Source organism: Microbacterium sp. AK031 (assembly GCF_024807145.1).
In the GTDB taxonomy this organism is placed as follows: domain Bacteria; phylum Actinomycetota; class Actinomycetes; order Actinomycetales; family Microbacteriaceae; genus Microbacterium.
In genome coordinates this window covers 225,785-252,040 of record NZ_JANUCA010000003.1, presented here as the reverse complement: position 1 = coordinate 252,040, position 26,256 = coordinate 225,785, and the positions used below count along the sequence as shown (strand labels likewise).

The 26,256-nt window shown below is 66.7% G+C and carries 21 protein-coding genes and 1 tRNA gene; 11 read left to right on the top strand and 11 right to left on the bottom strand.

Features of this window, described 5'->3' with window-relative positions; translation table 11 throughout:
• Window positions 1-46 precede the first annotated feature (46 nt).
• Both HDC95_RS09195 and HDC95_RS09190 read right to left on the bottom strand, forming a co-directional pair.
• Window positions 47-2,638: an alpha-L-rhamnosidase gene (locus HDC95_RS09195; protein ID WP_259063105.1), complete on the bottom strand. Its 2,592-nt coding sequence runs from the start codon at window positions 2,636-2,638 to the stop codon at window positions 47-49.
• Between the two features lie 19 nt (window positions 2,639-2,657).
• Window positions 2,658-5,312, bottom strand: coding sequence for an alpha-L-rhamnosidase (locus tag HDC95_RS09190; RefSeq protein WP_259063104.1), 2,655 nt, complete (start codon window positions 5,310-5,312; stop codon window positions 2,658-2,660).
• Window positions 5,313-5,600: 288 nt separating this feature from the next.
• On the opposite strand from HDC95_RS09190, the gene HDC95_RS09185 reads away from it, so the two are divergent.
• The 3 genes from HDC95_RS09185 to HDC95_RS09175 all read left to right on the top strand — a co-directional run bounded on the left by HDC95_RS09185 (window position 5,601) and on the right by HDC95_RS09175 (window position 8,812).
• Window positions 5,601-6,914 (top strand): ABC transporter substrate-binding protein, encoded by a 1,314-nt coding sequence (locus HDC95_RS09185; protein WP_259063103.1) that lies wholly within the window; start codon window positions 5,601-5,603, stop codon window positions 6,912-6,914.
• Between the two features lie 75 nt (window positions 6,915-6,989).
• Window positions 6,990-7,904, top strand: coding sequence for a carbohydrate ABC transporter permease (locus HDC95_RS09180; RefSeq protein WP_259063102.1), 915 nt, complete (start codon window positions 6,990-6,992; stop codon window positions 7,902-7,904).
• Window positions 7,905-7,972: 68 nt separating this feature from the next.
• Window positions 7,973-8,812: a carbohydrate ABC transporter permease gene (locus tag HDC95_RS09175; RefSeq protein WP_259063172.1), complete on the top strand. Its 840-nt coding sequence runs from the start codon at window positions 7,973-7,975 to the stop codon at window positions 8,810-8,812.
• Window positions 8,813-8,818: 6 nt separating this feature from the next.
• Here the strand turns inward: HDC95_RS09175 and HDC95_RS09170 are convergent, their stop codons facing one another.
• Window positions 8,819-9,601 (bottom strand): nucleotidyltransferase domain-containing protein, encoded by a 783-nt coding sequence (locus HDC95_RS09170; protein WP_259063100.1) that lies wholly within the window; start codon window positions 9,599-9,601, stop codon window positions 8,819-8,821.
• Between the two features lie 152 nt (window positions 9,602-9,753).
• On the opposite strand from HDC95_RS09170, the gene HDC95_RS09165 reads away from it, so the two are divergent.
• From HDC95_RS09165 to HDC95_RS09140, 6 genes are all read left to right on the top strand, one after another.
• Window positions 9,754-10,125: an L-rhamnose mutarotase gene (locus HDC95_RS09165; RefSeq protein ID WP_259063099.1), complete on the top strand. Its 372-nt coding sequence runs from the start codon at window positions 9,754-9,756 to the stop codon at window positions 10,123-10,125.
• A complete protein-coding gene (gene rhaI / locus HDC95_RS09160; RefSeq protein WP_259063098.1) occupies window positions 10,122-11,288 on the top strand; it encodes an L-rhamnose isomerase in 1,167 nt (388 codons plus the stop codon). The genes HDC95_RS09165 and rhaI overlap by 4 nt, the downstream gene beginning before the upstream one ends.
• Before the next feature lie 25 nt (window positions 11,289-11,313).
• Window positions 11,314-12,189 (top strand): alpha/beta hydrolase, encoded by an 876-nt coding sequence (locus tag HDC95_RS09155; protein WP_259063096.1) that lies wholly within the window; start codon window positions 11,314-11,316, stop codon window positions 12,187-12,189.
• The gene (locus tag HDC95_RS09150) at window positions 12,186-14,222 is read left to right on the top strand and encodes a bifunctional aldolase/short-chain dehydrogenase (protein WP_259063095.1); all 2,037 of its coding nucleotides are present in this window, start codon (window positions 12,186-12,188) and stop codon (window positions 14,220-14,222) included. Before HDC95_RS09155 ends, HDC95_RS09150 begins: the two co-directional genes overlap by 4 nt.
• Window positions 14,219-15,628, top strand: coding sequence for a rhamnulokinase family protein (locus HDC95_RS09145; RefSeq protein ID WP_259063094.1), 1,410 nt, complete (start codon window positions 14,219-14,221; stop codon window positions 15,626-15,628). The genes HDC95_RS09150 and HDC95_RS09145 overlap by 4 nt, the downstream gene beginning before the upstream one ends.
• Before the next feature lie 266 nt (window positions 15,629-15,894).
• A complete protein-coding gene (locus HDC95_RS09140; protein WP_259063093.1) occupies window positions 15,895-16,245 on the top strand; it encodes a substrate-binding domain-containing protein in 351 nt (116 codons plus the stop codon).
• Window positions 16,246-16,278: 33 nt separating this feature from the next.
• On the opposite strand, the gene HDC95_RS09135 is transcribed toward HDC95_RS09140, so the two are convergent.
• The 4 genes from HDC95_RS09135 to serS form a co-directional block, all read right to left on the bottom strand.
• Complete coding sequence (locus HDC95_RS09135) at window positions 16,279-17,526, bottom strand: LCP family protein (protein WP_259063092.1); 1,248 nt, start codon at window positions 17,524-17,526, stop codon at window positions 16,279-16,281.
• A gap of 17 nt (window positions 17,527-17,543) precedes the next feature.
• A tRNA-Ser gene (locus tag HDC95_RS09130) sits at window positions 17,544-17,628 on the bottom strand.
• Window positions 17,629-17,672: 44 nt separating this feature from the next.
• Window positions 17,673-18,503 carry an HAD family hydrolase gene (locus HDC95_RS09125; protein WP_259063091.1) on the bottom strand — a complete coding sequence of 277 codons (831 nt, stop codon included), beginning with the start codon at window positions 18,501-18,503 and terminating at the stop codon, window positions 17,673-17,675.
• Entirely contained in the window at window positions 18,500-19,834 is a 1,335-nt protein-coding gene (serS, locus tag HDC95_RS09120) for a serine--tRNA ligase (protein WP_259063090.1), read from the bottom strand. Before serS ends, HDC95_RS09125 begins: the two co-directional genes overlap by 4 nt.
• Window positions 19,835-19,895: 61 nt before the next feature.
• Between serS and HDC95_RS09115 the strand changes: the two genes are divergently transcribed.
• Window positions 19,896-20,894: a diacylglycerol kinase family protein gene (locus HDC95_RS09115; protein ID WP_259063089.1), complete on the top strand. Its 999-nt coding sequence runs from the start codon at window positions 19,896-19,898 to the stop codon at window positions 20,892-20,894.
• A 24-nt stretch (window positions 20,895-20,918) separates the two neighbouring features.
• Here HDC95_RS09115 and HDC95_RS09110 read toward each other — a convergent pair whose 3' ends face one another.
• From HDC95_RS09110 to HDC95_RS09100, 3 genes are all read right to left on the bottom strand, one after another.
• The gene (locus HDC95_RS09110) at window positions 20,919-21,674 is read right to left on the bottom strand and encodes a hypothetical protein (protein WP_259063088.1); all 756 of its coding nucleotides are present in this window, start codon (window positions 21,672-21,674) and stop codon (window positions 20,919-20,921) included.
• Window positions 21,675-21,700: 26 nt separating this feature from the next.
• The gene (cls, locus tag HDC95_RS09105) at window positions 21,701-23,155 is read right to left on the bottom strand and encodes a cardiolipin synthase (protein ID WP_259063086.1); all 1,455 of its coding nucleotides are present in this window, start codon (window positions 23,153-23,155) and stop codon (window positions 21,701-21,703) included.
• Between the two features lie 133 nt (window positions 23,156-23,288).
• Window positions 23,289-23,465, bottom strand: a complete 177-nt coding sequence (locus tag HDC95_RS09100; RefSeq protein ID WP_259063085.1) for a hypothetical protein — start codon at window positions 23,463-23,465, stop codon at window positions 23,289-23,291.
• 112 nt (window positions 23,466-23,577) lie between these two features.
• On the opposite strand from HDC95_RS09100, the gene HDC95_RS09095 reads away from it, so the two are divergent.
• Entirely contained in the window at window positions 23,578-24,711 is a 1,134-nt protein-coding gene (locus HDC95_RS09095; protein WP_259063084.1) for a DUF4192 domain-containing protein, read from the top strand.
• Window positions 24,712-24,723: 12 nt separating this feature from the next.
• Here HDC95_RS09095 and lysS read toward each other — a convergent pair whose 3' ends face one another.
• Window positions 24,724-26,247, bottom strand: a complete 1,524-nt coding sequence (lysS, locus tag HDC95_RS09090; protein ID WP_259063083.1) for a lysine--tRNA ligase — start codon at window positions 26,245-26,247, stop codon at window positions 24,724-24,726.
• Window positions 26,248-26,256 lie beyond the last annotated feature (9 nt).

Genomic DNA, 26,256 nt, shown 5'->3' with positions numbered 1-26,256 from the left:
TCGGGGGGATCTCCGAGAGTGTACGACATCACTGGTCGCCTCCCCGCTATCCGCGAACCACGGCGGGAATCTCAACCGTCCAGCGATGCGTTCCCGACCCCACCTCGCGCCGCGTACCGTCAGGCAGCACCACCTCGGCATCGGTGTTCGCGGGGACGACGGCCTCGACCGTGACCTCGCCGCCTTCTCGGTCCCACCGCACACCGGCGCGCCCGTACGGCGTGAGGTGCACGGCTTCGGCGAAGTCGAACCCGTGCAGCGGATGGGGCGCGATGCGCAGTCGCGCATACCCGGGTGCCGCCGGTGCGAGCCCGGCCACATCCCTGTGCAGCCAGTCGGCGATGGCGCCGAGCGCGTAGTGGTTGAACGACGTCATCTCACCGGGGTTGATCGTCCCATCCGGAAGCATCGAATCCCACCGCTCCCAGATCGTCGTCGCGCCCATCGTCACGGGGTAGAGCCATGAAGGGTTCTCGGTCTGCGTGAGCAGCAGCCGAGCAGTGTCGAGGTGGCCGGTGCGCGTCAGCGCGTCCTGGATGATCGGCGTTCCCACGAATCCGGTGCCGATGCGGTGATCGCCCAGTCGTGTCAGCTCGGCGAGCCGGTCGCCCAGCACCTGCTGCTGTTCCGGGGCGACGATGTCGAACACGATCGCCAACGAGTACGCCGTCTGCGCATCGGAGAGCATCCGACCGTCGGCCGTGACGTATTCGGCGAGGAACGCCGAACGAACCTCCTCGGCGAGCCGCGCATACTCGGCTGCTTCGGCATCCTTCCCGAGCAGGGTCGCAGCCTTCGCGACGAGATCGGCGGAGCGGAACAGGTACGCGGAAGCCACCAGGTCAGGGGCGGTCTTCGCCTCGGCGGGTCGCTCGGGCGGAGCATCCGGATCGAGCCAGTCGCCGAACTGAAACATCCCCTCCCAGAGTCGCCGGTCCCCCGAGAGCGCGAGGATCGCGTCGGTCCAGTCCTTCATGCTGTCGTACTGGCGTGCCAGGGTGTCGAGGTCGCCGTAACGTTCGTGCAGCACGGTGGGTACGACGGTCGACGCGTCGCCCCACGCTGCCGCCGGACGAGCCTCGCCCAGCACGTTGGGCACCACGAACGGGACGACCCCGTCTACCTGGTCGAGGGACAGGTCCCGCAGCCACGAGTCCAGGAAGCCGCGGACGTCGTACAGGAAGCTCGCCGTCGGCGCGAAGACCTGGATGTCGCCAGTCCAGCCGAGCCGTTCGTCTCGTTGCGGGCAATCGGTCGGCACGGACAGGAAGTTTCCTCTGAGGCCCCACACGACGTTCTCGTGCAGTTGCCGCACCAGCTCATGAGAGGTGTCGAACCAGCCGGTGCGCTCCATGTCGCTGTGAATCACGACTGCGGTGACGTCCGCCGGGTCGAACTCTCCGGGCCAGCCGTCGATCTCGGCATACCGGAATCCGTGGAAGGTGAACTCCGGCTCCCAGATCTCCTCTTCGCCGCCGGCGAGCGTGTACCGATCCGTAGCCGCGGCGGCGCGCAGCGGGCGCGTGCCCAGCTCGCCGTGCTCGAGCACCTCCGCGTGCCGCAGCGTGACGACATCGCCGGCGGCGCCTGTCACACGGATCCGCAGGCGCCCGACGAGGTTCTGCCCGAAGTCGACGACGGTCTTACCCGCCGGCGTGGTGATGACCTCCCGGACTGCGCGCTCTTCGATCCGGCGCACGAACGGAGATATCCGCGCTTCGGGAATGGGAATGTCCGCGACGACGGCGACGGATGCCCAGCTGCGCGCATCGAATCCGACCTCCGAAGGCGAGCGCCCGGCCGAGTCGCGCAGCGCGCGGCGCGCGTCGTGCTCTTCGCCGGCGTAAAGTCCACTGGCCGCGATCGGTCCTGGTGCGCTCACCCAGTCGGCGTCCGTTCGCACGATCGCGCTGCGGCCGTCGGAATACTCGATCAGCAGCTGTGCTGCGAAGCGCGGCTGATCCGTGTACACGATCTCGGCCTGGTCACGGAAACCATAGCGCTCCGTCGCCCATGCGCCGGCGATCCGCACGGCGATCGCGTTCGCACCGTCGACCAGCCCAGCCGTGACGTCGGTGCTCTCGTGCACGGTGCGCCGGTCGAAGGGCGTCCACCCTGGCTTGAGCACCTGGTCGTCGACGTCGGCACCGTTGACGGCTGCCTGATAGACGCCGACCGCTGTGGCGTACAGCGTGGCTCTGCGCACCTCGCCGTCGACGAAGAACTCGCGTCGCAGCACGGCAGCCTCGGCCTCGATGGCCGGCTCGGCGACGGCGATCGTCAGCGCTTCCCACTCGCCGTCGGCGAGGAAGCCGGCGATGATGCGGCGCGGAGCGCTCCATTCGGAGGTGATGCCGTCTTCACCGGTCACCCGCACGCGCAGCTCGACCTCCTCGCGCGGCAGGAGCGCTCGGAACGGCCAGGCGACACGGACGGATTCCCGCCCGGCGACGGCGTGCGTCTGCACATCATCCGGACCCCGCCCCTGGGCGCCGCGCAGTTCGAGCTCCGCGCTCGCCTGCAGCCATCCGCCGCTCTCGCTCTGCGTGACCCAGCCGACCGTCGGCTTCGGGTCGGCGACAGTGTTGCTCCCGTACGGCGCGTCGACACTGACGCGCTCGATGACCGGTGCGGTCATGATTCGTTCTCCTCGTCGTTCATCTCTGCGCGGCGACCGCGGGTGCGGTCACCGTGATCTCATGCGTTCCGCTGTCGAGCACCCCAGGCGCTGGCGCGCCGTCGACCGTGACGACCGATTCCGCGGTCGTCGGAAGATCCAGTTGCGCGCGGACTCCGAACGGCACCTCGACCGAGGCGTGGAAAGCTCCACCGTCCAGATGCCAATCGATCGCCAGCCGACCGTAGGACGTGTCGACGGATGCCGCGGCATGCTCCAGACCGACCGCCGGCCGCGGTGCGATCTTCGTGACGCGATAGCCGGGCTCTGCCGGCGAGAGGCCGGCAACAGTCCGATAGACCCAGTCGATCATCGCGCCGTAGGCGTAGTGGTTGAACGACAGCATGCTGCCGCCGCCCTCGGTGGATCCGGCATCCATGTCACCGCCGTGGATCCGTCCGTCCGGCAGGATCGCGTCCCAGCGCTCCCAGACGGTCGTCGCGCCCCGGTCGACCTGGTAGAGCCAGCTCGGCGCCTCCCGGCGCAGCAGCATCAGGAACGCTTCATCGAGGTGACCGGAGTTCGACAGGGCGAAGAGCACGAGGGGTGTGCCGAGGAAGCCGGTCGAGATGCGGCCCGCCTCGGACCGTACGTTCTCCGCCAGTCGGTCAGCGATCGCAGCACGCTCATCGTCCGGTGCGATCCGGAATTCCAGTGCGAGCGCGGCACCCGTCTGGCTGCCGATCGCCTCAGCACCCCACCTCTGCCAGGTGGCCTCGGCAACGCGATCGCCGAGCGCGTCGTACTCGGCCGCGCGGACCCGATCGCCGACGAGACGTTCCGCGCGAGCAAGGAGCCGCGCGGAGTGGACGTAGAAGGCGTTCGCCACGTAGTCGCTGGAGACCTTCGCCTTCCACGGCTGCGCCCCCGGAGCATCCGGATCGAGCCAGTCGCCGTACTGGAACGGCTCTGTGGGCAGCACGATGTCCGCGCCCGCCCGGCGTCGGAGGTGATCCACCCAGCGACGCATGCTGTCGAGCTGCTGCACGAGCGCCTCGGCGCTGCCGGTGGACTCGTAGACGGCCCACGGCACGATGGTCGCGGCATCCGCCCAGCCGGCGCGCCCCATGTTGTCGACCGTCGGGCCGCCCATACGCATGTCTTCACGGCGGATGATGTCCGGAACGACGGATGCCACTCCCCCCTCATCTGTCTGGTCGGCTTCCAGGTCGCGCAGCCAGTTGAGCCAGAAGGCCTCCGAGTCCATCAGCGTGCTCGCGGTGGCGGCGAACGCCTGGGCGTCGCCTGTCCAGCCGAGACGCTCATCGCGCTGCGGGCAATCGGTGGGCACGGAGAGGAAGTTGTCGCGCTGCGACCAGAACACATTCGAGTGGAACTGGTCGAGCGCCGGCGACGCCGAACGGAACGTCGAACGCGCAGGCAGGTCGCTGGAGACCGCGACCGCCGTGGCCGATACGACAGCTGCCGCGCCCGTGACTTCTGCGTACTGGAAGCCGTGGAAGGTGAACTGCGGCTCGAGGGTGTGTTCCCCCTCGCGGTCGAGCGTGTAGACGTCGGTCGCCTTGGCGCTGCGCAGAGCCGCGGTGTGCAGGTCGCCCGAGGGCTCGAGGATCTCGGCGTGCTTCACGGTGATGATGTCTCCGGCGGATCCCCGGACGACCAGTCGCACCCAACCGGAGACGTTCTGGCCGGCGTTGAACTGCACGGCGCCATCTCGTTCTGTCCGCGTCATCTCCCGTTCGGCGACGACGCGGATCGGCGGTGCCGAGCGCGGCTCGAACCGCGACAGGTCTGACTCGATCACCTCGGTCGTCTGCCACAGGCTGTCGTCGAAGTCGGTGTTGTGCACCCCGACCGGGGCCTCGCGGAGATCGGTGGTCGTGCCGTCGTAGATGCTTGCAGAACGGATCGCTCCGAATCCACCTCGCCACGTCTCGTCGGTCGCCACATGGATGCCGAGCTCGGAGTCGATCTGTGCGATCGCGCCCGAGCGCTCGCCGTAGATCTCGGTGCGGTTCGCGAAGCCCATCCGGCCGCGGTACCAGCCATCGCCGACGACGAGCACGATCGTGTTCTCGCCGTCGTGGAGCAGGGCGGTGACATCGACCGTGTCGAGGAGCACCCGCTGCTTGTACGAGGTCCACCCCGGAGTGAGGACGGCGTCGGTGGCGCGCCGGCCGTTGATCCAGGCATCCACCACGCCGAGCGCGCTCAGGCGCAGCCTTGCGCGCTCCGGAACGGTGTCGATCGCGAAGGTGGTGCGCAGCACGGCGCTCGGACCCTCCACCTCGGTCGGGATGCCGATGACCACGGCGCGGATGTCGTCAGTGGCGAGTCCGGTCTCGACTGTGAGCGGTTCGCTCCACTCGGTCCACCCGGCATCCGTCGCCACGCGCACCGCGAAACTGCGCCGCTCTCCCGCCGGGAGGTCTCCGGCCGATACCGCGACCGAATCTGCGCCGACGATGATGTCGCCCTGGACGAGTTCTTCACCCGGCCGTCCTGTCGCGAGCTGATGCGCGACCTGGCTTGCACCGGGACGAGTGCTCGAGGAGCGCCAGGTCAGGCGGAGCCCGTGCTCCGGAACCCCCAGCAGTCCGTCGCCGTGTTGAGTGCGCAGGCCGGTGACGACAGTCTCGATGTCGCGTCGCGTGGTGTCTGGGGTGGCCGTCATGGCGTGGTCCTTTCGTGCGTGCGTCATCGCAACACGCGTTTTCACATCCTGAAAGGATTCACAACGTGATGTCAAGCACGAATTTGAACGCTTCAATCAAATGCGGTCGATGCCCACCCGACTGAGATGACATTTCGGGAGCACCTTGGTTGCCACCGTTGACTCTCAGTCGAGATCGTCGTACGTTACGGGGGAGTTGAATGGATTCAATACATCACGTTCAACCGTACATGGCCTCAACGCCGAGGCCATGCAATCAGGAGTCAGCTTTTACATGGAGGTAAAAGAATGAACAGCACCCGCACCCCAAGGGTCCTCCTCGCCGCAGCCGGCGTCGCAGCCCTCGCACTTCCTCTCGCCGCGTGCAGCACCGGCGGCGGCGACAGCGGCGATGGGAAGGTCGAGATCTCGTTCCTTACCCAGAACACAGGCTCCAACATCGAAGTCGCCGAGGCACTCATCGAAGCTTTCGAGGCAGAGAACCCCGACATCACCGTGAAGCTGGAGTCCCAACCGGCCGGCACCGAGGGCGACAACCTCATGAAGACGAAGCTGGCGACCGGCGAGATGGAGGACGTCTTCGGATACAACTCGGGATCGCTGTTCCAGGCGCTGAACCCCGACCAGAACCTCGTGCCGCTCGACGATCAGCCGTGGGTCGGTGACCTCATCGACACGATGACCCCCGTCGTGTCCACTGAGAACGGCATCTATGGGGCGCCGTTCGGCTCCGCGCAGGCCGGCGCGATCGTCTACAACAAGAAGGTCTACGAAGACCTCGGCCTCGAGGTGCCGACCAGCTGGGACGAGTTCGCCGCCAACAACGAGGCGATCAAGGCCGCAGGCATCGCACCGGTGATTCAGACCTATGGCGACACCTGGACCAGTCAGCTGTTCGTGCTCGGAGACTTCGGGAACGTGCTAGCCCAGGATCCGGACTGGGCCGAGGAGTACACCGGCGGCGAGCGCAAGTATGTCGACGAGCCGGCCCTCGCAGGCTTCGCCAACCAGCAGGAGGGCTACGAGGCCGACTGGTGGAACGAGGACTTCGCATCGGCGGTGTATGACGACGGCGCCCGCATGGTCGCCACTGGAGAAGGCGCGCACTACCCGATCCTGACCGGCATCGTGACGACGTTCCAGCAGAACTTCCCGGACGAGATCGAGGATCTCGGCGTCTTCGCGCTGCCGGCACACGACGCCGCCGACACGAAGTTGACCGTGTGGCTGCCCAACGCGGTGTACATCCCGAAGACCACCGAAGGCGACAAACTCGAGGCTGCGAAGACCTTCGTCGCGTTCATCAACTCCCCCGGAGGATGTGAGATCCAGACGACCGTGATGGTACCCAGCGGACCGTTCGCAACGAGCGCATGCGAGCTCCCGGATGACGTGCCGGGCCTGCTCAAGGACATGCAGCCGTACTTCGACGAGGGGAACACCAACCCCGCCCTCGAGTTCCTCTCCCCCATCAAGGGCCCGAACCTCGAGAACATCACGGTCGAGGTGGGAAGCGGCATCCGCCCGGCCGAGGACGGCGCTGCGCTCTACGACGAGGACGTGAAGAAGCAGGCGCAGCAGCTGGGTCTCGACGGCTGGTGATCGCCCATTGATCCGAGGTGCGGGCGCATGACACGCGCCCGCACCCCGCAATCCCTTCACCGATCGGAGAGACCCATGACAGCAATCGCGACGCCACCCGCGACCAAGACGACCGCGCCGCGCGGCCGACAGGGCATCAAGAGCTCCTACCCGACGTGGTTCTACATCCCGTCGGCCGTGCTCTACATCGTCCTCTTCGCCGTCCCGACCTTCGCCTCGTTCTACTTCAGCCTCACTCGCTGGTCGCTGTTCGACATCGAGTTCATCGGGTTCGACAACTACGTCCAGTTCTTCACCGAGCCCATGCTCATCCAGGGCTTCGTGAACACCTTCGTCTACGGCTTCGTGACCTCGGCACTGAAGGTGGTGTTCGGGCTCGCACTGGCGCTCCTGCTCACCGGCTCGATCCTCGGACGCGGATACCTCCGCTCGACGATCTTCTTTCCCGTGCTCGTCTCGACGGTCGGCATCGGCATCGCCTTCAAGGTGCTGATGGATCCGTTCGACGGACTCATCAACCAGACACTGGCGACGCTCGGCATCCAGGGCCCTGGTTGGCTGACCGATCCTGCGTGGGCTCTGCTGTCCGTCGCGCTCGTGGATGTGTGGAAGGGCGTCGGTATCGCGACGCTGATCTTCATCGCCGGGCTCGTGGCGATTCCGCAGGAGTACTTCGAAGCCGCCAAGGTCGACGGCGCGACCGCCTGGCAGCGTTTCCGGAACATCACGTTGCCACTCGTGCAGCCGGCCACCGCAACAGTCGTCCTGCTCTCGCTCATCGGCGGCCTGCGCTCGTTCGAGCTCATCTGGGCCATGACGAGGGGCGGCCCGGGCTTCACCAGTGACGTGATCGCGTCGGTGATCTACAAGCAGTACCAAGCCGGATTCTACGGACTGTCCACTGCCGGCAACGTCGTGCTGTTCCTGGTCGTGACCGCGATCATCGTGCCCATCCAGTACACCCTGAACAAGAGGCAGGTGGAGCAATGACCCTCACCAGAGCGATCACCACGGCCGGCTCGTCGAGAACGAAGATCCGTCGCGACGGACACCGACCGATGACGCCACGACGGTTCTTCACCCGCTATGTGGTCGGCATCATCGCGATTCTCGCGTCGATCGTCGTCTTCATCGTTCCGTTCGCGTTCATCTTCCTCACCGCTGTGAAGAATCCGGCCGAGGCTTCCCTGTTCGAGTTCTCGCTCCCGGCTCAGGGGTGGTTCCTCTGGGAGAACATCGTCACGGTCCTCCAGACACGCGACTGGATGCTGGTGACGGCGTTCATCAACTCCACAGTGCTGACCGTCGCCAGCGTGGCGATCATGGTCGTGTTCGCCGCCATGGTGGGCTACATCCTCCAGCGCCGCAAGTCCCGCTGGAATCACGTGATCAACGTCTTCGTCCTGGCAGGCCTCATCGTCCCGCCTGCGGTCGTGCCGACGATCTGGGTTCTGCAGGGCATCGGATTGTTCAAGACGATGCCGGGCATGATCCTCATCGAGGCGACGTTCGGTCTGAGCTTCTGCATTCTGCTGTTCCGCGCGTTCATCTCCACGATCCCTCGCGAGCTCGACGAGGCAGCCGTGATCGATGGCGCCGGGCCGCTGCGACTGTTCTTCACCGTGGTGATGCCGCTGCTCAAGCCCGTCGCGATCACGGTGATCGTCGTGCAGTCGGTCGCGGTCTTCAACGACTTCACCGGGCCCCTGTACTTCCTCCCGGGAGACGCGAACGCCACGGTGCAGCTGACGCTCTACAACTTCCAGAGCCAGGCCGTCAGTCAGTGGAACCTGCTGTTCATGAACATCCTGCTCATCACGATTCCCCCGCTGGTGATGTACATCTTCTTCAACCGGCAGATCGTCGCAGGCATGACCAGCGGAGCAGTCAAGGGCTGAGCCGTGTCAGAAGTACTCGGCCGGGATCGTACCGCGCAGCCACGCCAGTTCGTTGTCGCGGATGAAGATCGAGAGAGATTCGTCACGGGACTGGCCCCGGCCGAGCCACTCGTCGAGGATGGCGAGGAGTGGGTTCGCGGTCACGATGCCCGGCTTCTCCAGAGCTTCATCCCATGCCGCGACGAATCCCTCCGGACTCGGCACCTCGCGGATCAGCTTGTAGACGTATTTGGGTCCGGGCATCAGGCGATGCGCCGACGCCAGCGCGGCACGCGCCGCAGCAAGCGTGAGGTGCAGCCCTGCGTGCTGGAGAAGGAACGGATCACCGTGCTCCTCCGCCTGGCGGAGGAAGTAGCCACCGTGCAGGTGCGCCTGGGCGATGTGGGAGCGGATGCGACCGCGCCAGGCCGCATCATCGAGAACGCTGATCGCGGCGACGAGGTCGGCGATCTCCTCGGTGCGGCTGAACACGACTCTGGCTCCGGCGAACGAGGCACGAGTCGGATCGTCGGCCTTCTCGACGGCGGTGCGGAGGTAGGAGAGGTCGCAGAGCTTCACGTCGATGTACGAGCCGGGGTAGTCGAGTCCCTGACGATCGATCCATGCCCATCGATCAATGACCGTCGCGCGCGCGAACGCCTCAGCGGTCACGACGAGGTACACATCGACATCGGAGTCCTCGCGCTCGACGCCGCGGGCGAGCGAGCCGATCACGACGACACCGAGCGTCTCCGGATCGGCGGCGACCTGCTCCACGTATGCGGCAAGCGCCCGCTCCTGATGTTCCACGCCCGCTCCTTCGCATCGGCTCGAGGACGAGAGGAATCCGCCCTTCGGACTGAAACCGTACCGCGCCGACGAGCGATGTTGCGGCCGACGGCTCACCGCCATATCATTGAAACGATTCACGCATTTCATTCCGACCAAGGAGCACGTCGCCGATGACTTCCACCACCCGCGTCTGCTTCCGGCTCCAGGTCCGTCCTGAGATGCTCGCCGAGTACCTCACCCGTCACACACCCGTGTGGCCCGAGATGCTTGCTGAGATCGCGGCGGCAGGTCGCCGGAACTACTCGCTCTTCCTCGGCGAAGGCGGCATGCTGGTCGGCTACTACGAGACGGACGACGATCAGGCCGCGCAGGCGTACCTCGCGCAGTCCGACGTCGCCACCCGTTGGGAAGCCGAGATGGCGCCGTTCTTCATCGGTCTCGAGGGTCGGCCCGACCAGGCTGCGTCTCCCCTCACCGAAGTCTTCAACCTCGCGGAGCAGCTCTCCGCCGTAGCATCCGACAAAGAAAGCAGTGCATCGTGACCAGGCTCACCCCCGCCATCCTCTCGGAACTCGAGAAGCAGTCGATCGAACTCCCCTCGTGGGCCTTCGGCAACTCCGGCACCCGCTTCAAGGTGTTCGGCACCCCCGGCACCCCGCGCGATCCGTGGGAGAAGATCGCGGATGCCGCGCAGGTGAACGAGTACACGGCTCTCGCCCCGACCGTCGCGCTGCACATCCCGTGGGATCTCGTCGATTCGTTCGACGACCTGCGCAAGCACGCCGAGGACCACGGCGTCGCCCTCGGCACGATCAACTCGAACACGTTCCAGGACGACGAGTACAAGTTCGGTGCCCTCACCCATGAGGACGCCGCGATTCGACAGAAGGCGATCGACCACCACCTCGCCTGCATCGACGTGATGGATGCCACCGGCAGCCGCGACCTGAAGATCTGGCTGGCAGAGGGCTCGAACTACCCGGGTCAGGCAGACCTGCGGGGCCGTCAGGATCGCCTGAACGAGTCACTGCAGAAGATCTACGCGCGCTTCGGCGATGACCAGCGGCTGGTGCTCGAGTACAAGTTCTTCGAGCCGGCTTTCTACCACACCGACGTTCCCGACTGGGGTACCTCTTACGCGCAGGTGAGCACTCTCGGCGACAAGGCCATGGTGTGCCTGGACACCGGCCACCACGCGCCAGGCACGAACATCGAGTTCATCGTCATGCAGCTGCTGCGTCTCGGCAAGCTCGGATCGTTCGACTTCAACTCGCGCTTCTACGCGGACGATGACCTCATCGTGGGCGCGGCCGATCCGTTCCAGCTGTTCCGCATCCTCTTCGAGGTCATCCGCGGCGGTGGCCTGAACAACCCCGACGTGGCGTTCATGCTCGATCAGTGCCACAACGTCGAGGAAAAGATCCCCGGTCAGATCCGCTCGGTCCTCAATGTGCAGGAGATGACCGCTCGCGCGCTGCTCGTCGACAAGGATGCTCTCACCGCAGCCCAGAAGTCGGGCGACGTGCTCGCTGCCAATGCCGTGTTCATGGACGCGTTCTACACCGACGTCCGCCCCGCTCTCGCCGAGTGGCGCGAGTCGCGCGGCCTCGCCGGCGATCCGATGGCGGCGTACGCGGCATCCGGTTACCAGCAGAAGATCGCAGCTGACCGCGTCGGCGGCGTCCAGGCCGGCTGGGGCGCGTGAAGCGCACACGGAACTCCGGGAAGGAATGGATGCTGTGACGCAGCCGTACTCCGCCGCCGATGGACTCGTGCGCGTGTACCCGGCCGAAGCGCCCGACGGCACAGGACTCGTCTGGGCGCACGGCGGCGGCTTCCTGTTCGGCGACATCGACATGCCCGAGTCCGATTGGGTCGCCAGGCAGCTCGCGGATCGCGGAACGACCGTCGTCTCGGTCGAGTACCGGCTCGCACCGGTTCCGGACGGGTTCCATGAGGGAGTGCCAGCCCAGCCGGGCCACCCCTACCCGGCCGGCTCCGACGACATGGTGACGGCGTGGCGATGGACGCTGACGCACGCCAACGAGCTCGGAATCTCGCCGTCCGCCCTCGCGATCGGCGGAACCAGCGCCGGCGGAAACCTCGCGGCCGGCGCTGCGCTCCGCCTTGCCGGCACCGATGAGTCTCCCGCGCTCGTGCTGCTCGCGTACCCGACGCTGCTCGCGGTGCAGCCCGCTCCGGATGCCGAGCTGCGCGCAGCACTCGATGCCAACCCCGATGCTGATCGGTTCGGCCCGGCGTCGGTGCTGAAGATGTACGAGAACTATCTCGCCGGTCCGGTCGACGACGCACCGCTGCCGGCTGTTCCCGGACGCGCCACGGCATCCGACCTGGCGCAGTTCCCACCGACCTTCATCGTCAACGGCGACGTCGACGAGCTGCGGGTCTCCGCCGAGCACTTCGCGACGACCCTCGCGGCCGCCGGGCGCGATGTCGAGATCATCACCGAACACGGAACCCAGCACGGCCACCTCAACCGCCCGGAGGAGCCGGCAGCAACCCGATCGATCGAGCGGATGGCCAGACGCCTCGCCGCCCTGTCGCCCCTTCTCTCCCCCACACCCTCCGAAGGAATCGCCTCATGACGAACCCCACCGCAGCCGCGCTCATCGCGCGCAGCAACCGCCTCGGCGCGGATCCGAAGAACACGAACTACGCCGGTGGCAACACCTCGGCCAAGGGCACCGAGACCGATCCCGTCACGGGGCAACCGGTCGAGCTGCTGTGGGTCAAGGGCTCCGGTGGAGACCTCGGCACGCTCAAGGAGCAGGGCCTCGCTGTTCTGCGCCTCGACCGCTTCCGCGCGCTCACAGGCGTGTACCCCGGCATCGACCGCGAGGACGAGATGGTCGCCGCGTTCGACTACTGCCTGCACGGCAAGGGCGGGGCTGCACCCTCGATCGACACCGCCATGCACGGCCTGGTGGATGCTGCGCACGTCGACCACCTGCATCCCGACTCCGGCATCGCGATCGCCACCGCCGTCGACGGCGAAGCGCTGACCACGAAGATCTTCGGCGAGAAGGTCGTCTGGGTGCCGTGGCGTCGCCCCGGATTCCAGCTCGGGCTCGACATCGCGGAGATCAAGAAGCAGAACCCTGCTGCGATCGGCTGCATCCTCGGCGGCCACGGAATCACCGCCTGGGGCGACACCTCAGAAGAGGCCGAGTCGAACTCGCTGTGGATCATCGACACCGCCGCCGCCTACATCGAGGCGAACGGCAAGGCCGACCCGTTCGGCAGCGTGCGTGCCGGGTTCGAGGCGCTTTCAGAGGCGGAGCGTCGTGAGCGTGCGGCCGCGCTCGCAGGCACGGTCCGCGCCCTCGCGTCGACGGGCAAGCCGATGGTCGGCCACTTCACCGACTCCGACGTCGTGCTCGATTTCCTGGCATCCGAGCGCGCACCCGAACTCGCGGCTCTCGGCACCAGCTGCCCCGACCACTTCCTGCGCACCAAGGTCAAGCCGCTCATCCTCGACCTGCCGACCACGGCGTCCGTCGACGATCAGATCGCGCGCCTGCACGAGCTGCACGCCGAGTACCGTGCCGACTACCAGGCGTACTACGACGCGCATGCGACAGCCGAGAGCCCGGCGATCCGCGGGGCGGATCCACTCATCGTCCTGATCCCCGGCGTCGGCATGTTCTCGTACGGCGCGAACAAGCAGACCGCACGCGTGGCCGGCGAGTTCTACGTCAACGCGATCAATGTCATGCGCGGCGCGGAGGCGCTCTCGACGTACTCCCCCATCTCGGATGCGGAGAAGTTCAACATCGAGTACTGGGCGCTGGAGGAGGCGAAGCTGCAGCGGATGCCGAAGCCGAAGTCGCACCAGGGCCGCATCGCGTTCGTCACCGGCGCGGCATCCGGCATCGGCAAGGCGATCGCTGTCCGTCTTGCCGATGAGGGCGCGTGCGTCGTCGTCGCCGACCTCGATCTTGAGAAGGCACAGGCCGCCGCGGCTGAGCTCGGAAACACGGATGTCGCGATCGGCGTCGCCGCCAACGTCGCGGATGCTGACGCCGTGCAGGCTGCGCTGAACGACGCCGTGCTCGCCTTCGGCGGCGTCGACCTCGTCGTCAACAACGCCGGCCTCTCGCTCTCGAAACCGCTGCTGGAGACCACCGAGAAGGACTGGGATCTGCAGCACGACGTCATGGCCAAGGGCTCTTTCCTCGTGTCGAAGGCCGCGGCCAAGGTACTCATCGACCAGAAGCTCGGTGGCGACATCATCTACATCTCGTCGAAGAACTCCGTCTTCGCCGGCCCGAACAACATCGCCTACTCGGCGACCAAGGCCGACCAGGCCCACCAGGTGCGACTGCTGGCCGTGGAGCTCGGCGAGCACGGCATCCGCGTCAACGGCATCAACCCCGACGGCGTCGTGCGCGGATCCGGTATCTTCGCCTCGGGCTGGGGCGCGAACCGTGCCGCGACCTACGGCGTCGAAGAGAAGGACCTCGGCCAGTTCTACGCGAACCGCACGATCCTCAAGCGCGAGGTCGTGCCGGAGAACGTCGCGGATGCCGTCTACGTCCTGACCGGCCCCGAGCTCAGCCGCACCACCGGTCTGCACATCCCGGTCGATTCGGGCGTCGCGGCAGCCTTCCTGCGATGACGAATACCCGGGCGGTCGCCGCCGTCGATCTCGGGGCCACGTCAGGACGCGTGATGATCGGCCGCGTCAGCCAGGACACTCTTGAGCTCGAACTCGTCACACGCTTCCCGAACGGCCCCGTCGAACGCGAAGACGGGCTGCACTGGGACTTCGATGCGCTCTACGGCCACATCGTCGACGGACTCGCCGAGGCGGTGCGCCGCGAACCCTCGATCGAGAGCATCGGCATCGACTCCTGGGCCGTGGACTACGGCCTGCTGCGAGGCGGCGAACTGGTGGCGCAGCCGTTCCACTACCGTGATTCGCGTTCTGAGCGGGGCGTTGCCGAAGTTCACGAGATCGTGCCGTTCAGCGAGCTGTACGAGCGCAACGGGCTGCAGTTCCTGCCGTTCAACACGCTGTATCAGTACCGCGTCGATGAGCGGCTCGCGGATGCGGACTCTGCTCTGCTCATCCCGGATCTGATCGCCTATCTTCTGACGGGCACCGGAGTCGCGGAGCGCACGAACGCCTCGACCACCGGGCTCCTCGGGGTGCGCTCGGGTGAATGGGACACAGACCTGGCGGATCGCCTCGGCATCGGGGCGGCCGCGCTCCCCAGCCTGGTCGACCCCGGTTCGACGATCGGGATGCTGCGCCCCGAACTCGCTACACGCATCGGCAAGGATCTCCCAGTGATCGCGGTCGGCTCGCACGACACGGCATCCGCCGTCGTCGCCGTCCCGCTCTCCTCGCCGAACTCGGCGTACATCTCCTGCGGTACCTGGGGTCTCGTCGGTGTGGAACTCGCGGAGCCGGTACTGACGGATGCTGCGCGCGAGGCGAACTTCACGCACGAGCTCGGGGTCGATGGACGCTACCGGTTCCTGCACAACGTCACCGGACTCTGGCTGCTCAGTGAGACGGTGCGGGCGTGGGAGGCGGAGGACGGCGCGGCGATCGACCTGCCCGAACTGCTGGATGCCGCATCCGCCGTTGTCAGCGAGAACGCACTGTTCGACGCCAACGATGCGTCGTTGAGCGCTCCAGGTGACATGCCGGCACGCATCGCCGCCCTGTTGCGCGCGCAGGGCTCCCCGGTGCCGAACGATCGTCCGGAGTTCGCCCGCATGATCGTCGAGTCGATCGCCGCGGCGTTCGCCTCGGCTGTTCGTACGGCGGCGAGTCTGTCCGGGCGCGAGCTCGACAGCATCCACCTCGTCGGCGGCGGCTCCCTCAACCGACTGCTGTGCCAGGCTACGGCCGACCGCTCTGGTCTTCCGGTGCTTGGCGGGCCGGTCGAGGCGACCGCTCTCGGCAACGTGCTCGTGCAGGCCCGCGCGCTCGGTGCCGCGGCCGGCACGCTCGAAGACCTGCGCACGTTCGTCGCGCGAACGCACGATCCGGTGCGGTACGACCCGCGCTGAGCCGACCTCACCGACACACTTGTCAGCCGAAGTCACGGATGTCGGTCGAGGAACCGTATTCTCGACCGACATCTGTGTCCTCACCTGACAACTGTGCGCGCAAAGGGCGCCCCAGGCTGGAACCCGAGGCGCCCTCTGTGTGAAGCGTCCAGCGTCGCGACTCGGAAGTCGAAGTCGGCGATGTTCGCTGACGCCGAGAGCACGGCGATCTCACCGGCTCCGCCGACCTGCTCGGCGATCAGGTCGAAGTGATCCCCACTGCGGCCATGACGGTCGAAGAAGGCGCGGTTGCGGGCAGCCGCATCCTCGCCCGACCGCGCCGGGAGTGGCCAGAGGCGCTGTTCGCAGCGAACGATCTGCTGGCGCTCGGACTCGTGCAGTCACTCGTCACCAGCGGTCGGATGCTGGTGCCAGATGAGATCGCGATCATCGGGTTCGACGACATCCCGTTCGCGGCCGCAGCCGCAGTGCCGCTGTCGTCGATCCGCCAGTCCAGTCGGATGATCGGGCGCACAGCCCTGCGGATCGTTCTGGAGGAGGCGGCCGATGCCACCAGCATCCCTCGTCAGACGGTGTTCCCGCCTGGACTCGTGATCCGGCGGTCGACGACCGGGTGACACTAGCCCCGGCTTCTCCGTCGAGCGTACCTACTAGCGGACGTTGCCGTTCGAGCAAGTCTGCTGCGCGGCAGAGTTGCCCTTGATCGAGTCGGGCAGCGCGACGGCTGTGTCCGTCGGCGCGGGCGCCTCCTCGGTCGCGGTCTCACCGTCAGCAGGTGCCGGCGCTACCGGTTCCTGCACGACGACGCCGTCGTTCTCGGTGTTCTCGTGCGTGATATGCAGTTGCTGGTTCGCGTTGATCGCGTCCCACATGATCTGCGCGGACTCCGCGTCCGCCACGACCTTGTTGGCGTCGTACGGGTCCTCATAGGTCGGATACTGCAGGAAGACGATGTCCTCGAACGGCACGTCCTTCACCGCGAGAGCGACCTGGACGATCGTCGTCGGGTTGGTGAGCGACTGGCTCGGCTGGAGGTTGCTCAGCGCGGTGTTCGCCAATCGGAGCATGGTCGGCACGTTGCCGAGCACCTCGCCGCTGATGAGCTTGCGCGAGAGGCTCGACATGTACTGCTGCTGGTTACCGATCCGACCCAGGTCGCTGCCGTCGCCGACACCGTGGCGAGTCCGCAGGAACTGCAGCGCCTCGAGTCCCATGACCGTGTGCGTTCCGGCGGCCATGTCGAGTCCGGTGTAGCGGTCCTTGATGGGAGTCGCGAGGCAGACGTCGACGCCGCCGATGGCGTTGGAGATCTCTATCACGCCGCCGAAAGTGACGGATGCCGCGAACTCGATGTCCTGACCGGTCTCTTCCGCGATCGTCTTGGCGACGCAGTTCAGGCCACCCTCCATGTACGCACTGTTGAGCGGCTGCTTGCTCATCGCCGGCGTCGTGCTGCCATCCTCACGCGTGCACTCCGGAATCGGGAGCATGAGATCGCGCGGGAAGCTCACAGCCGTGATTCGACGCGGCTCTTCCGAGACGTGCAGGAGGATGTTGACGTCGTTCAGGTTGCCTTCGGCGTCATCACCCGAGCACCGGTCTCCGAACAGGTACGCGTATGCGTCTTCGCAGGAGTCGGTACCGACGAGCAGCATGTCGAAGCCGCCCTCGTACTCACCGATGTCCGGAGGAACCGGCTTCTGGCCCTCGAGCTCGACGGCATCCGCAGTGGCAGTGCCGTACAGATCGCTCACGACGAAGGCGCTGACGCTCACACCGCTCACCAGAACGACGGCGAGCGCGACGCCGATGATCTTGAGGAGTTGGCTGATCGGGCCCGGGGACCGCAGCTGACCGTGGCGGGCCACAGTCCTGCGGCGACGGATCTTCTCGCTCACTCAATGCCCTTTCGATGCGGAGGGTGTGGGATTCGAACCCACGAGACATCTCTGCCCACTGGTTTTCAAGACCAGCTCCATCGGCCACTCGGACAACCCTCCATCGACGGACGAATCCGTCGATCAGTGGTCGAGTCTAGCCGGTTTCATTCTCCCGTCCCCACCTGAGGGACCGCTGGACGGCCCAGCAGCGTGTCCAGCGCGAGCGCCAGCCCGCCGTCCGCGACGTCGGCAGTGACCTCGCCGGCGGCATCCTTGACCTCGTCGACCGCCTGTCCCATCGCCACCGCGCGTCCGCCGACACCGAGTGCCCAGCCGAACATGCCGAGATCGTTGCGGCCGTCACCGGCGACGAAGACGTTGCCATCCTGCATGCCGAGCTCTGCATGAACGCGCTCCAGAGCGGTACCCTTGTCGACGCCCTGTGGGGCGATGTCGAGCCACGCGGTCCAGCCGATCGCATACGAGACCTCGTTGAGTCCGGCATCCGCCACCAGACGATGGAAGTCGTCTTCGCTGTGCCCTGGCGAGACCACCACCACACGCGAAACCGGCTCGGCACCGAGCTCATCGAGCTCGACCAAGCGGCCGTCGTTCAATGTCCAGTCATCGAGTTCGCCGGTGAACAGCCGCTGGCCTGTCGCGAGCTCGACCATGTAGTGGGCCTCGGGCAGTCGCTCGGTGAGCAGCTCGAGCACCGCCGTCGGGTCGAATGTCTCGACGTGCCACCGCTCCCATGCGTCTCCGACGCGGCGCATCGTGACGGCGCCGTTCGAGCAGACCACGAACTCCGGGGTGATCTCGAGCGCGTCGACCCAGCGCTCCGTGCCCATCCAGCTGCGCCCGGTGGCGATCGTGACGAAATGACCCGCGTCGCGCACCCGCGCGACGGCCTCCGGCACGCCGGGACTCATGGTCTCGTCCTGCAGGATGATCGTGCCGTCGACGTCGAGGCCGACGAGCCAGGCAGCCGTCACTTCGCCGCCTGCCGAATCGAACCCTGAGCCAGCCGCAGCGTCGGCTCAAGCACTTCCAGCCCGCCGAGATACGGCCGCAGCGCCTCGGGCACGATCACCGAGCCGTCCGGCTGCTGGTGCGTCTCGAGCAGGGCGACGATCCACCGGGTCGTGGCCAGGGTGCCGTTCAAGGTCGCGACGTGCTGCGTCTTCGCGGTGGTGCCGTCCTCCGCCGCCGGACGGTGCCGCACATCGAGACGGCGCGCCTGGAAGGTGGTGCAGTTCGAGGTCGAGGTGAGCTCGCGGAACGCCTCCTGCGTCGGCACCCACGCCTCGATGTCGTACTTGCGCGCGGCGCTCGATCCGAGGTCACCGGCGGCGACGTCGATGACCCGGTACGACAGCCCGAGCGCGGTGAGCATCTCCTCCTGAAGGCCGACGAGACGCAGGTGCTCCGCCTCGGCATCTTCCGGGTCCGTGTAGACGAACATCTCGAGCTTGTTGAACTGGTGCACGCGGATGATGCCGCGGGTGTCCTTGCCATACGAGCCCGCCTCACGGCGGTAACAGGTCGACCAGCCTGCGTAGCGCAGCGCACCGTCGGACAGATCGACGATCTCGTCCTTGTGATAGCCGGCGAGCGCGACCTCGCTGGTACCGACCAGGTACAGGTCGTCGTCCTTGTCGAGGTGGTAGACCTCGTCGGCGTGCTCCCCGAGGAATCCGGTGCCCTGCATGATCTCCGGGCGCACGAGAGTCGGGGTGATCATCGGCACGAAGTCGTTCTGCAGCGCCTTGTCGAGCGCCATGTTCATCAGCGCGATCTCGAGGCGTGCGCCTATGCCGCGGAGGAAGTAGAAGCGCGAGCCCGACACCTTCACACCGCGCTCCATGTCGATCGCGCCGAGCAGCTCGCCGATCTCGAGATGGTCGCGCGGACCGTTCGGGAAGGATGCCGCATCGAAGGTCGGCGCGTCGCCGACGCGTCGCAGCTCGACGAAGTTCTCCTCGCCGCCGGCCGGCACGCCCTCGATCACGACGTTCTCGATGAGCGCGAGGGCGGATGCCGCGGCATCCGCCGCCTCGTTCGCCGCTTGCTGCGCCTGCTTCACCCGCTCGGCGAGTTCCTTCACCTGGGCAACCAGGGCGGCCTTCTCCTCCTTGGGTGCCTTCGCGACCTTCTTGCCGAACGCGTTCTGCTCGGCGCGCAGCTCTTCGAATGCGCTCAGGGCAGCCCGCCGCGATCGGTCGGCCCCGATCGCCTGATCGACAGTGGTGGCGTCGTGACCACGCGCGATCTGCGAGCGGCGGACGACGTCAGGATTGTCGCGGAGGAGAGCGAGGTCGATCATTCAGCAAGTCTATCGGGGGGGGTGTGCCCGGGCGCCGAGGCGGGGACGTAGAGTGAACGACATGCGGAAGAGCGCCTCTCGCGAGAGCCGGGCCGCCCTCGTCTACAACCCCACCAAGGTCGATGAGAAGCGCCTGCGCGCCGCTGTGCGCGAATTGTCGAAGGATGCGGGGTGGTCGCCGCCATCGTTTCATCCGACCACGATCGAGGATGCCGGCCAGGAGGCCGCGAGAGACGCCATAGCTCATGGAGCCGATGTGGTGCTCGTCGCCGGCGGCGACGGCACGGTGCGCGCTGTCGCCGAAGCCATGGCCGGCACCGGCATCCCCCTGGCGATCGTCCCGAGCGGTACCGGCAATCTGCTGGCACGCAACCTGGGCCTGCCGCTCGCCGCACCAGAGGCGATGATCCGGGCCGCGCTCGGTGGGTTCCGGTATCCGATCGACATCGGATGGGCCGCCCTCACGAGGGAGACCGGTGAGACGAGCGAGCACGCCTTCGTCGTGCTCGCCGGCATCGGCCTCGACGCCGACATGATCGCGAACACGCGACCCGACCTGAAGAAGTCGGTCGGCTGGGTGGCGTACGTCGACGGCGCCGCACGATCTCTCCCGAACGCCAAGCCGTTTCGCATCGTCTATCAGATGGATGAGTCGAGACTTCACTCGACCAAGGTGCACAGCGTGCTGTTCGCGAACTGCGGCACGCTGCCGGCCCGGATCGCGCTGATCCCGTCGGCCTCGATCGCCGACGGCGAGATGGATGTCGCGATCATCCAGCCGAGCGGCCCGTTCGGATGGCTCGGCGTCTGGCGCAAGATCTGGTGGGACAACTCGGTGCTGCGCAGGTTCCGTGCCGGACGACTGGTGCTGCAGCGCCGTGGGCGAGATGCGTCAGTGCGCTATCTGCGCGGGAAGGTCGCCGAAGCGGCCGCCACGCAGCCGACGTCGATCGAACTCGACGGCGACGAGTTCGGGGAGGCCGTGCGGATCCGCTGCCGCATCGCCCCTGGCGCGCTCCTGCTGGCTCTGCCGGAGGGCCACCCGGTGGAGTCGCTCTAGCAGGCGATAAGCAGCTCGTCGGTGTCAGCCCTTGAGCATCGGCACCGTCGCGTCGAGGTTGCCTCCGACAAGGGTCAGGACGAACTCGCCGTCATCATCGTCATCGCCATCATCGTCGTCGCTGAAGGCGAGCACGATCGCACGCGGCGCCATGTCCATGGTGCACATCCCGTCCTCGGTGGCGAACGTGACAGTGGCGCCGCCCGTCTGCTCTTCGACGCTCTCCACGATCGGCGGGCAGCTCGACGAGCCCCAGGTGAGCAGCACTGCGCCCTCGTCATCGAACCAGCCGGCGCTCGGAGCATAATCGGTCGAGCTGTCGGGAGTCCCGGCGAGAATCGCGTTCCCATCGAGGTCGACATCGTCGGTGATGTCGCCGACCGTGACGATGAACTCGACGTCCTGGGTCGGATCCACGCCCTCGGGAATGCCCCCGACGCTCGCCCGCGGGGCGAGGTCGGCCGTGCAGGCCTTCTCCGCGTCATCCGAACTCGGCGGGTCGACCAGAGACACCGTCACCGTCTGTCCGTCGCCGGTGACTTCATCCACGATCGGCACGCACGTCGAAGATCCCCAAGTCACGATGGCGAACATGCGGCCATCGTCGAGCCAGGCCGCCTCGATGTCGTCGCCGGTCGGTGCGCTCGAGCTGCCCGAGTCGTCTGACGTCGAGGTGCTCGTCGGCGCGGACGAACCCGGCGACGGTGCGCAGCCGGCGACGAGCAGTGCAGCAGCGAGTCCGGTCGATGCGGCCAGGATGAGACGCAGTGGCTTGGTCATGCCCTCAGATTAGCCAAGGACAGCACTCACTGCAGGGCGGAGGTGAGCCGCGCGAGGTTGTCGAGCACGGTGGAGCGCAACGGCTGCTGCAGCCACTCCTCAAGCGTGAGTTCACGGCTGAAGGCGCGGTACTCGTCTTCGACCGTGCGCATCTCGGCAACGAACTCCTCACCACGCACCAACATCGAGATCTCGAGGTTCAGACCGAACGAGCGCATGTCCATGTTGCTCGAACCGATCACGGCGACCTCGTCGTCGATCGTGAGGCTCTTGGTGTGCAGGATGTACGGCTTGCGGTACATCCAGATGCGTACGCCCGCGCGCAGCAACGCCTCGTAGTAGCTGCGCTGCGCGTGGTACACGACCGCCTGATCGCCCTCCTCAGACACGAACAGCTCGACAGCGACGCCGCGGTCGCTGGCCGCGCTGACCGCGAGCAGCAATGCTTCGTCCGGAACGAAGTAGGGGCTGACGATCATGATCTTCTCGCGGGCCGCGTAGAGCAGTGCGAGGAAGAGTCGCAGATTGTTCTCGACCTCGAAGCCGGGTCCAGACGGCACGATCTGGCAGTCCAGGTCACCGCTGCCGATCTCGGCCTGCGTGATGTCGATCTCGCTGAGCACCTCGTCGGTCTCGCTGTACCAGTCGCTGAGGAAGATGGCGTTGACGGCGAGCACGATCGGACCGTCGATACGCACCATCAGGTCGACCCAGTGCAGCCCGCGCTTGATGTTCTTCGGCAGGTTGTAGGTGGAGTCGGTGACGTTCTGCGACCCGACGAAGGCGACTGTCCCATCGACGACGAGGAGTTTGCGGTGATTGCGCAGATCGGGGCGCTGCATTCTGCCCTTGAGGGGCTGCATCGGCAGCATCAGGTGCCAGTCGGCCCCCATCGCATCGAGTCGCTTGATCGTCTGGCGATAGCGGGGCTTCCAGCGATTCGCCCAGTGGTCGAGCAGCACCCGCACAGTGACTTCCCTGGCTGCGACCTCTTCGAGAGCACGGAAGAAGTTGTCGGTCGCGGCGTCCGACTGCAGAATGTAGAACTCGACATGCACATAGTCGTCTGCGGTGCGGATCGCATCCGCCATCTCATCCAGTGATCGCTGATAGTCGCTGATCAGATGTGCACCGTTGTCTCCCGAGATCGGAAGAGCGCCCAGCTTCTGGTTCATCTCGACGAGAGGCGTGAGCCACTCGGGAGCGTTCGGTCGCAGCGTTCCGAAGTGCAACTGATCGCTCGTCTCGGCGATATAGGCGTTGATCTGATCCTGCTTGCGCCGCCGCGCGCGAGGAAGGCGCGGATTGCCGATCACCAGGAAGAGGATCACGCCGATGTAAGGGATGAAGAACACCGCGAGCAGCCACGCCATCGCAGCGGTCGGACGACGATTGCGCGGGATGACGATGATGGCGGTGATGCGGATCGCGAGGTCGATGACGAAGGCGACGCCGAGAACCCACCACGACCATTGCTCCATGCGATTCACCCCCGGACCTTCACCGCGTGCTTCGCCGAATACGGCGTCAGGCTCAGCGTAGTCTGTGCGAGCGACACAGCCCGGAGGCACGATCGGATGCCGTCATTCCACGGGCGCGAGCGATGCGCGGCTGTCAGGGTGTGCGGGGCGGAAGACCGCGCGCCGCGCGTTCCTCTGCCTCGACCCGCGCATGCGCCTTCCGCTCGGTGCGATCGGAGCGGATGATGCTGCGGATGACGATGAAGAAGACCAGGCTCACTCCGATGGTCGGCAGAAGCGACCATGCGGCGGCGATCCAGAATTCGTCCATTCCTCCATCGTACGCCGCTGCCGCAGCACCACACTCTCCCTGCACATCTGGCCGGAGCCGCTGCAGCTGTGAACAGCCGTTCTCGCGCCTCTCGATACGCGACACTCACGGCATGAACACAGTCCTTCGTGCCACAGATTCCGCCGACTTCCTCGGCCTCGTCCCTGCCCTCGCCGGATTCACGCCGCGGCAGAGCATCGTGCTGCTGCCGTTCCAGCGCTCACGCGCCCACGGTGCGATGCGCATAGATCTGCCACGCGACGACGTCGATCTGGACGACTACGTGGACAGGGCGATCGGCCTGCTGTCGCAGGTCGGCGGGACGGATGCCGTCGCTGTGGTGGTCTACACCGACGAGGTGTCGCAGCACACCCCGGACGGGATCGTGCTGCCGTCGAGCGTCGTCGTCGACGAGCTGCTCGCACTCGCGGCCGACCTCGGCCTGCACATCGTCGACGCGCTCTGCGTCACCCCCGAGGGATGGGCGAGCTACCTGCACGACGACCCCGCGCTGCGCCCGTTGGATGAGATCCCCGCCGTCCCTTCGATTCCCGGGCTCGCCGATGTCGCCGGCGACCAGAACTCCGGCAGCGCGTTGCCGTCGGTCGACCTCGTCGAGAAAGAACGCGTCGGCCGCGCTCTGATCGAGCTCTCCGATCTGCTCGGGAACGACCCTCTCACCGGCACCGACGGAGCACGCATGAATCCGCAGGCCATCGCGGCCGTGATGCTGCTCGATGACCTGCCGCTCTTCTTCGAAGGCCTGCTCGATGCACCGGAGAATCTGCCACCGTTCGCGACGGCCGCATTGCTCTGGTGCATGCAGCGACCGCCGTTTCGCGACGTGGCGCTGCTGCAATGGGCGACGGATCTAGCTACCGGCCATCGGGTGCTCACGGCGCAGCTGGCCTACGCCGAAGACACGACGAACGTGCCGGACGAGCTGGGCGGAGTGTTCCTCGGGCGGGGCGCTCGGCCCGACATCGACCGACTCACGGTCGCGTTGACGATCGTGCGAGGAGCCGCTGCTCGTGCTCCGCGCGCAGCCAGGCCCGCACCGCTCGCCGTCGCAGCCTGGCTGTCGTGGGCACTTGGCCGCTCGTCACACGCCGCGCACTATCTGCGGCTGGTCAGCGAGATCGATCCCGGTTACTCGCTCGCGTGCCTGATCAGCAGCATGATCGATGCGGCCGTGCTGCCGGCATGGTCCTTCCAGCGGGGCAACCCCTCCGAACGCGACGAGTGACCCGTGACTGCTTTATTTGACCAGCGGGAAGAGGATCGTCTCGCGGATGCCGAGGCCGGTGATCGCCATGAGCAGACGGTCGATGCCCATGCCCATGCCTCCCGACGGCGGCATGCCGTGCTCGAGGGCCCGCAGGAACTCCTCGTCGACGCGCATCGCCTCGACGTCTCCGGATGCTGCGAGCTTCGCCTGCTCGACGAAGCGCTCACGCTGGATGACGGGGTCGACGAGCTCGGAGTATCCGGTCGCCAGCTCGAAGCCGCGGATGTACAGGTCCCACTTCTCGACGACGCCAGCGATCGACCGGTGCTCTCGCACGAGCGGCGAGGTGTCGACCGGGAAGTCCATCACGAACGTCGGGCGCACGAGGTCGCCCTTCACGAAGTGCTCCCACAGCTCCTCGATGAGCTTGCCGTGAATCGCGTGCGACGGAACATCCACGCCGTTCGCCTCCGCGAAGGCGATGAGGTCCTCGACGGAATCCTCGACGGTGAACGTCCGCCCTGCGGCCTCGGAGAGCGATTCGTACATGGAGACGCGGTCCCACTCGCCGCCGAGGTCGTACTCGGTGCCGTCGGCCCATGTGACGGTGGTGGAACCGGCCACGGCGATCGCCGCCTGCTGCACGAGTTCCTGTGTGAGCTCGGCCATCTGGTTGTAGTCGCCGTACGCCTGATACGCCTCGAGCATCGCGAACTCGGGACTGTGCGTGGAGTCGGCGCCCTCGTTGCGGAAGTTGCGGTTGATCTCGAACACCCGCTCGATGCCGCCGACGACGGCGCGCTTCAGGTAGAGCTCCGGCGCGATGCGCAGGTACAGTTCCGTGTCGAATGCGTTGGAGTGCGTGATGAACGGACGAGCGGATGCTCCGCCGTGCTGCACCTGCAGCATCGGCGTCTCCACTTCGAGGTAGTCGTGTGCGCCGAAGGTCGAGCGGAGGCTCGCGTTCACGGCGGCGCGGGCGCGCACCGTGTTGCGCGCCTGCTCGCGGACGATCAGGTCGAGGTAGCGACTGCGCACTCGTCCTTCCTCGCTCAGCTCGGAGTAGGCGTTCGGCAGCGGAAGGATCGCCTTGGACGCGATCGCCCAATCATCGGCCATGATCGACAGTTCGCCGCGGCGGCTGGAGATGACCTGACCGTGCACGAAGACGTGATCGCCGAGGTCGACGAACTCCTTCCACCGGGCAAGCGACTCGTCGCCGACCTCTGCGAGTGAGACCATCGCCTGGATGCGCGTGCCGTCGCCGGCCTGCAGGGTGGCGAAGCAGAGCTTGCCGGTGTTGCGGCTGAAGACCACGCGCCCGGCCACACCCACCACGACACCTGTCTCCGCGCCGGCCTCGAGCTCGCCGTACTCGGCGCGCAGCGCCGGGATGGCGTGCGTCACCGGCACCGCGACGGGGAACGCCCCGCCCGCGGCATCCACTCGCTGCGCGATCAGACGCTCGCGCTTGGCAAGGCGCACGGCCTTCTGCTCGTGTACGTCTTCGGCGTCGTCGGGGGCGGATGCAGGCGCGTCAGGCGCGGTGGTCATAAGAGCTCC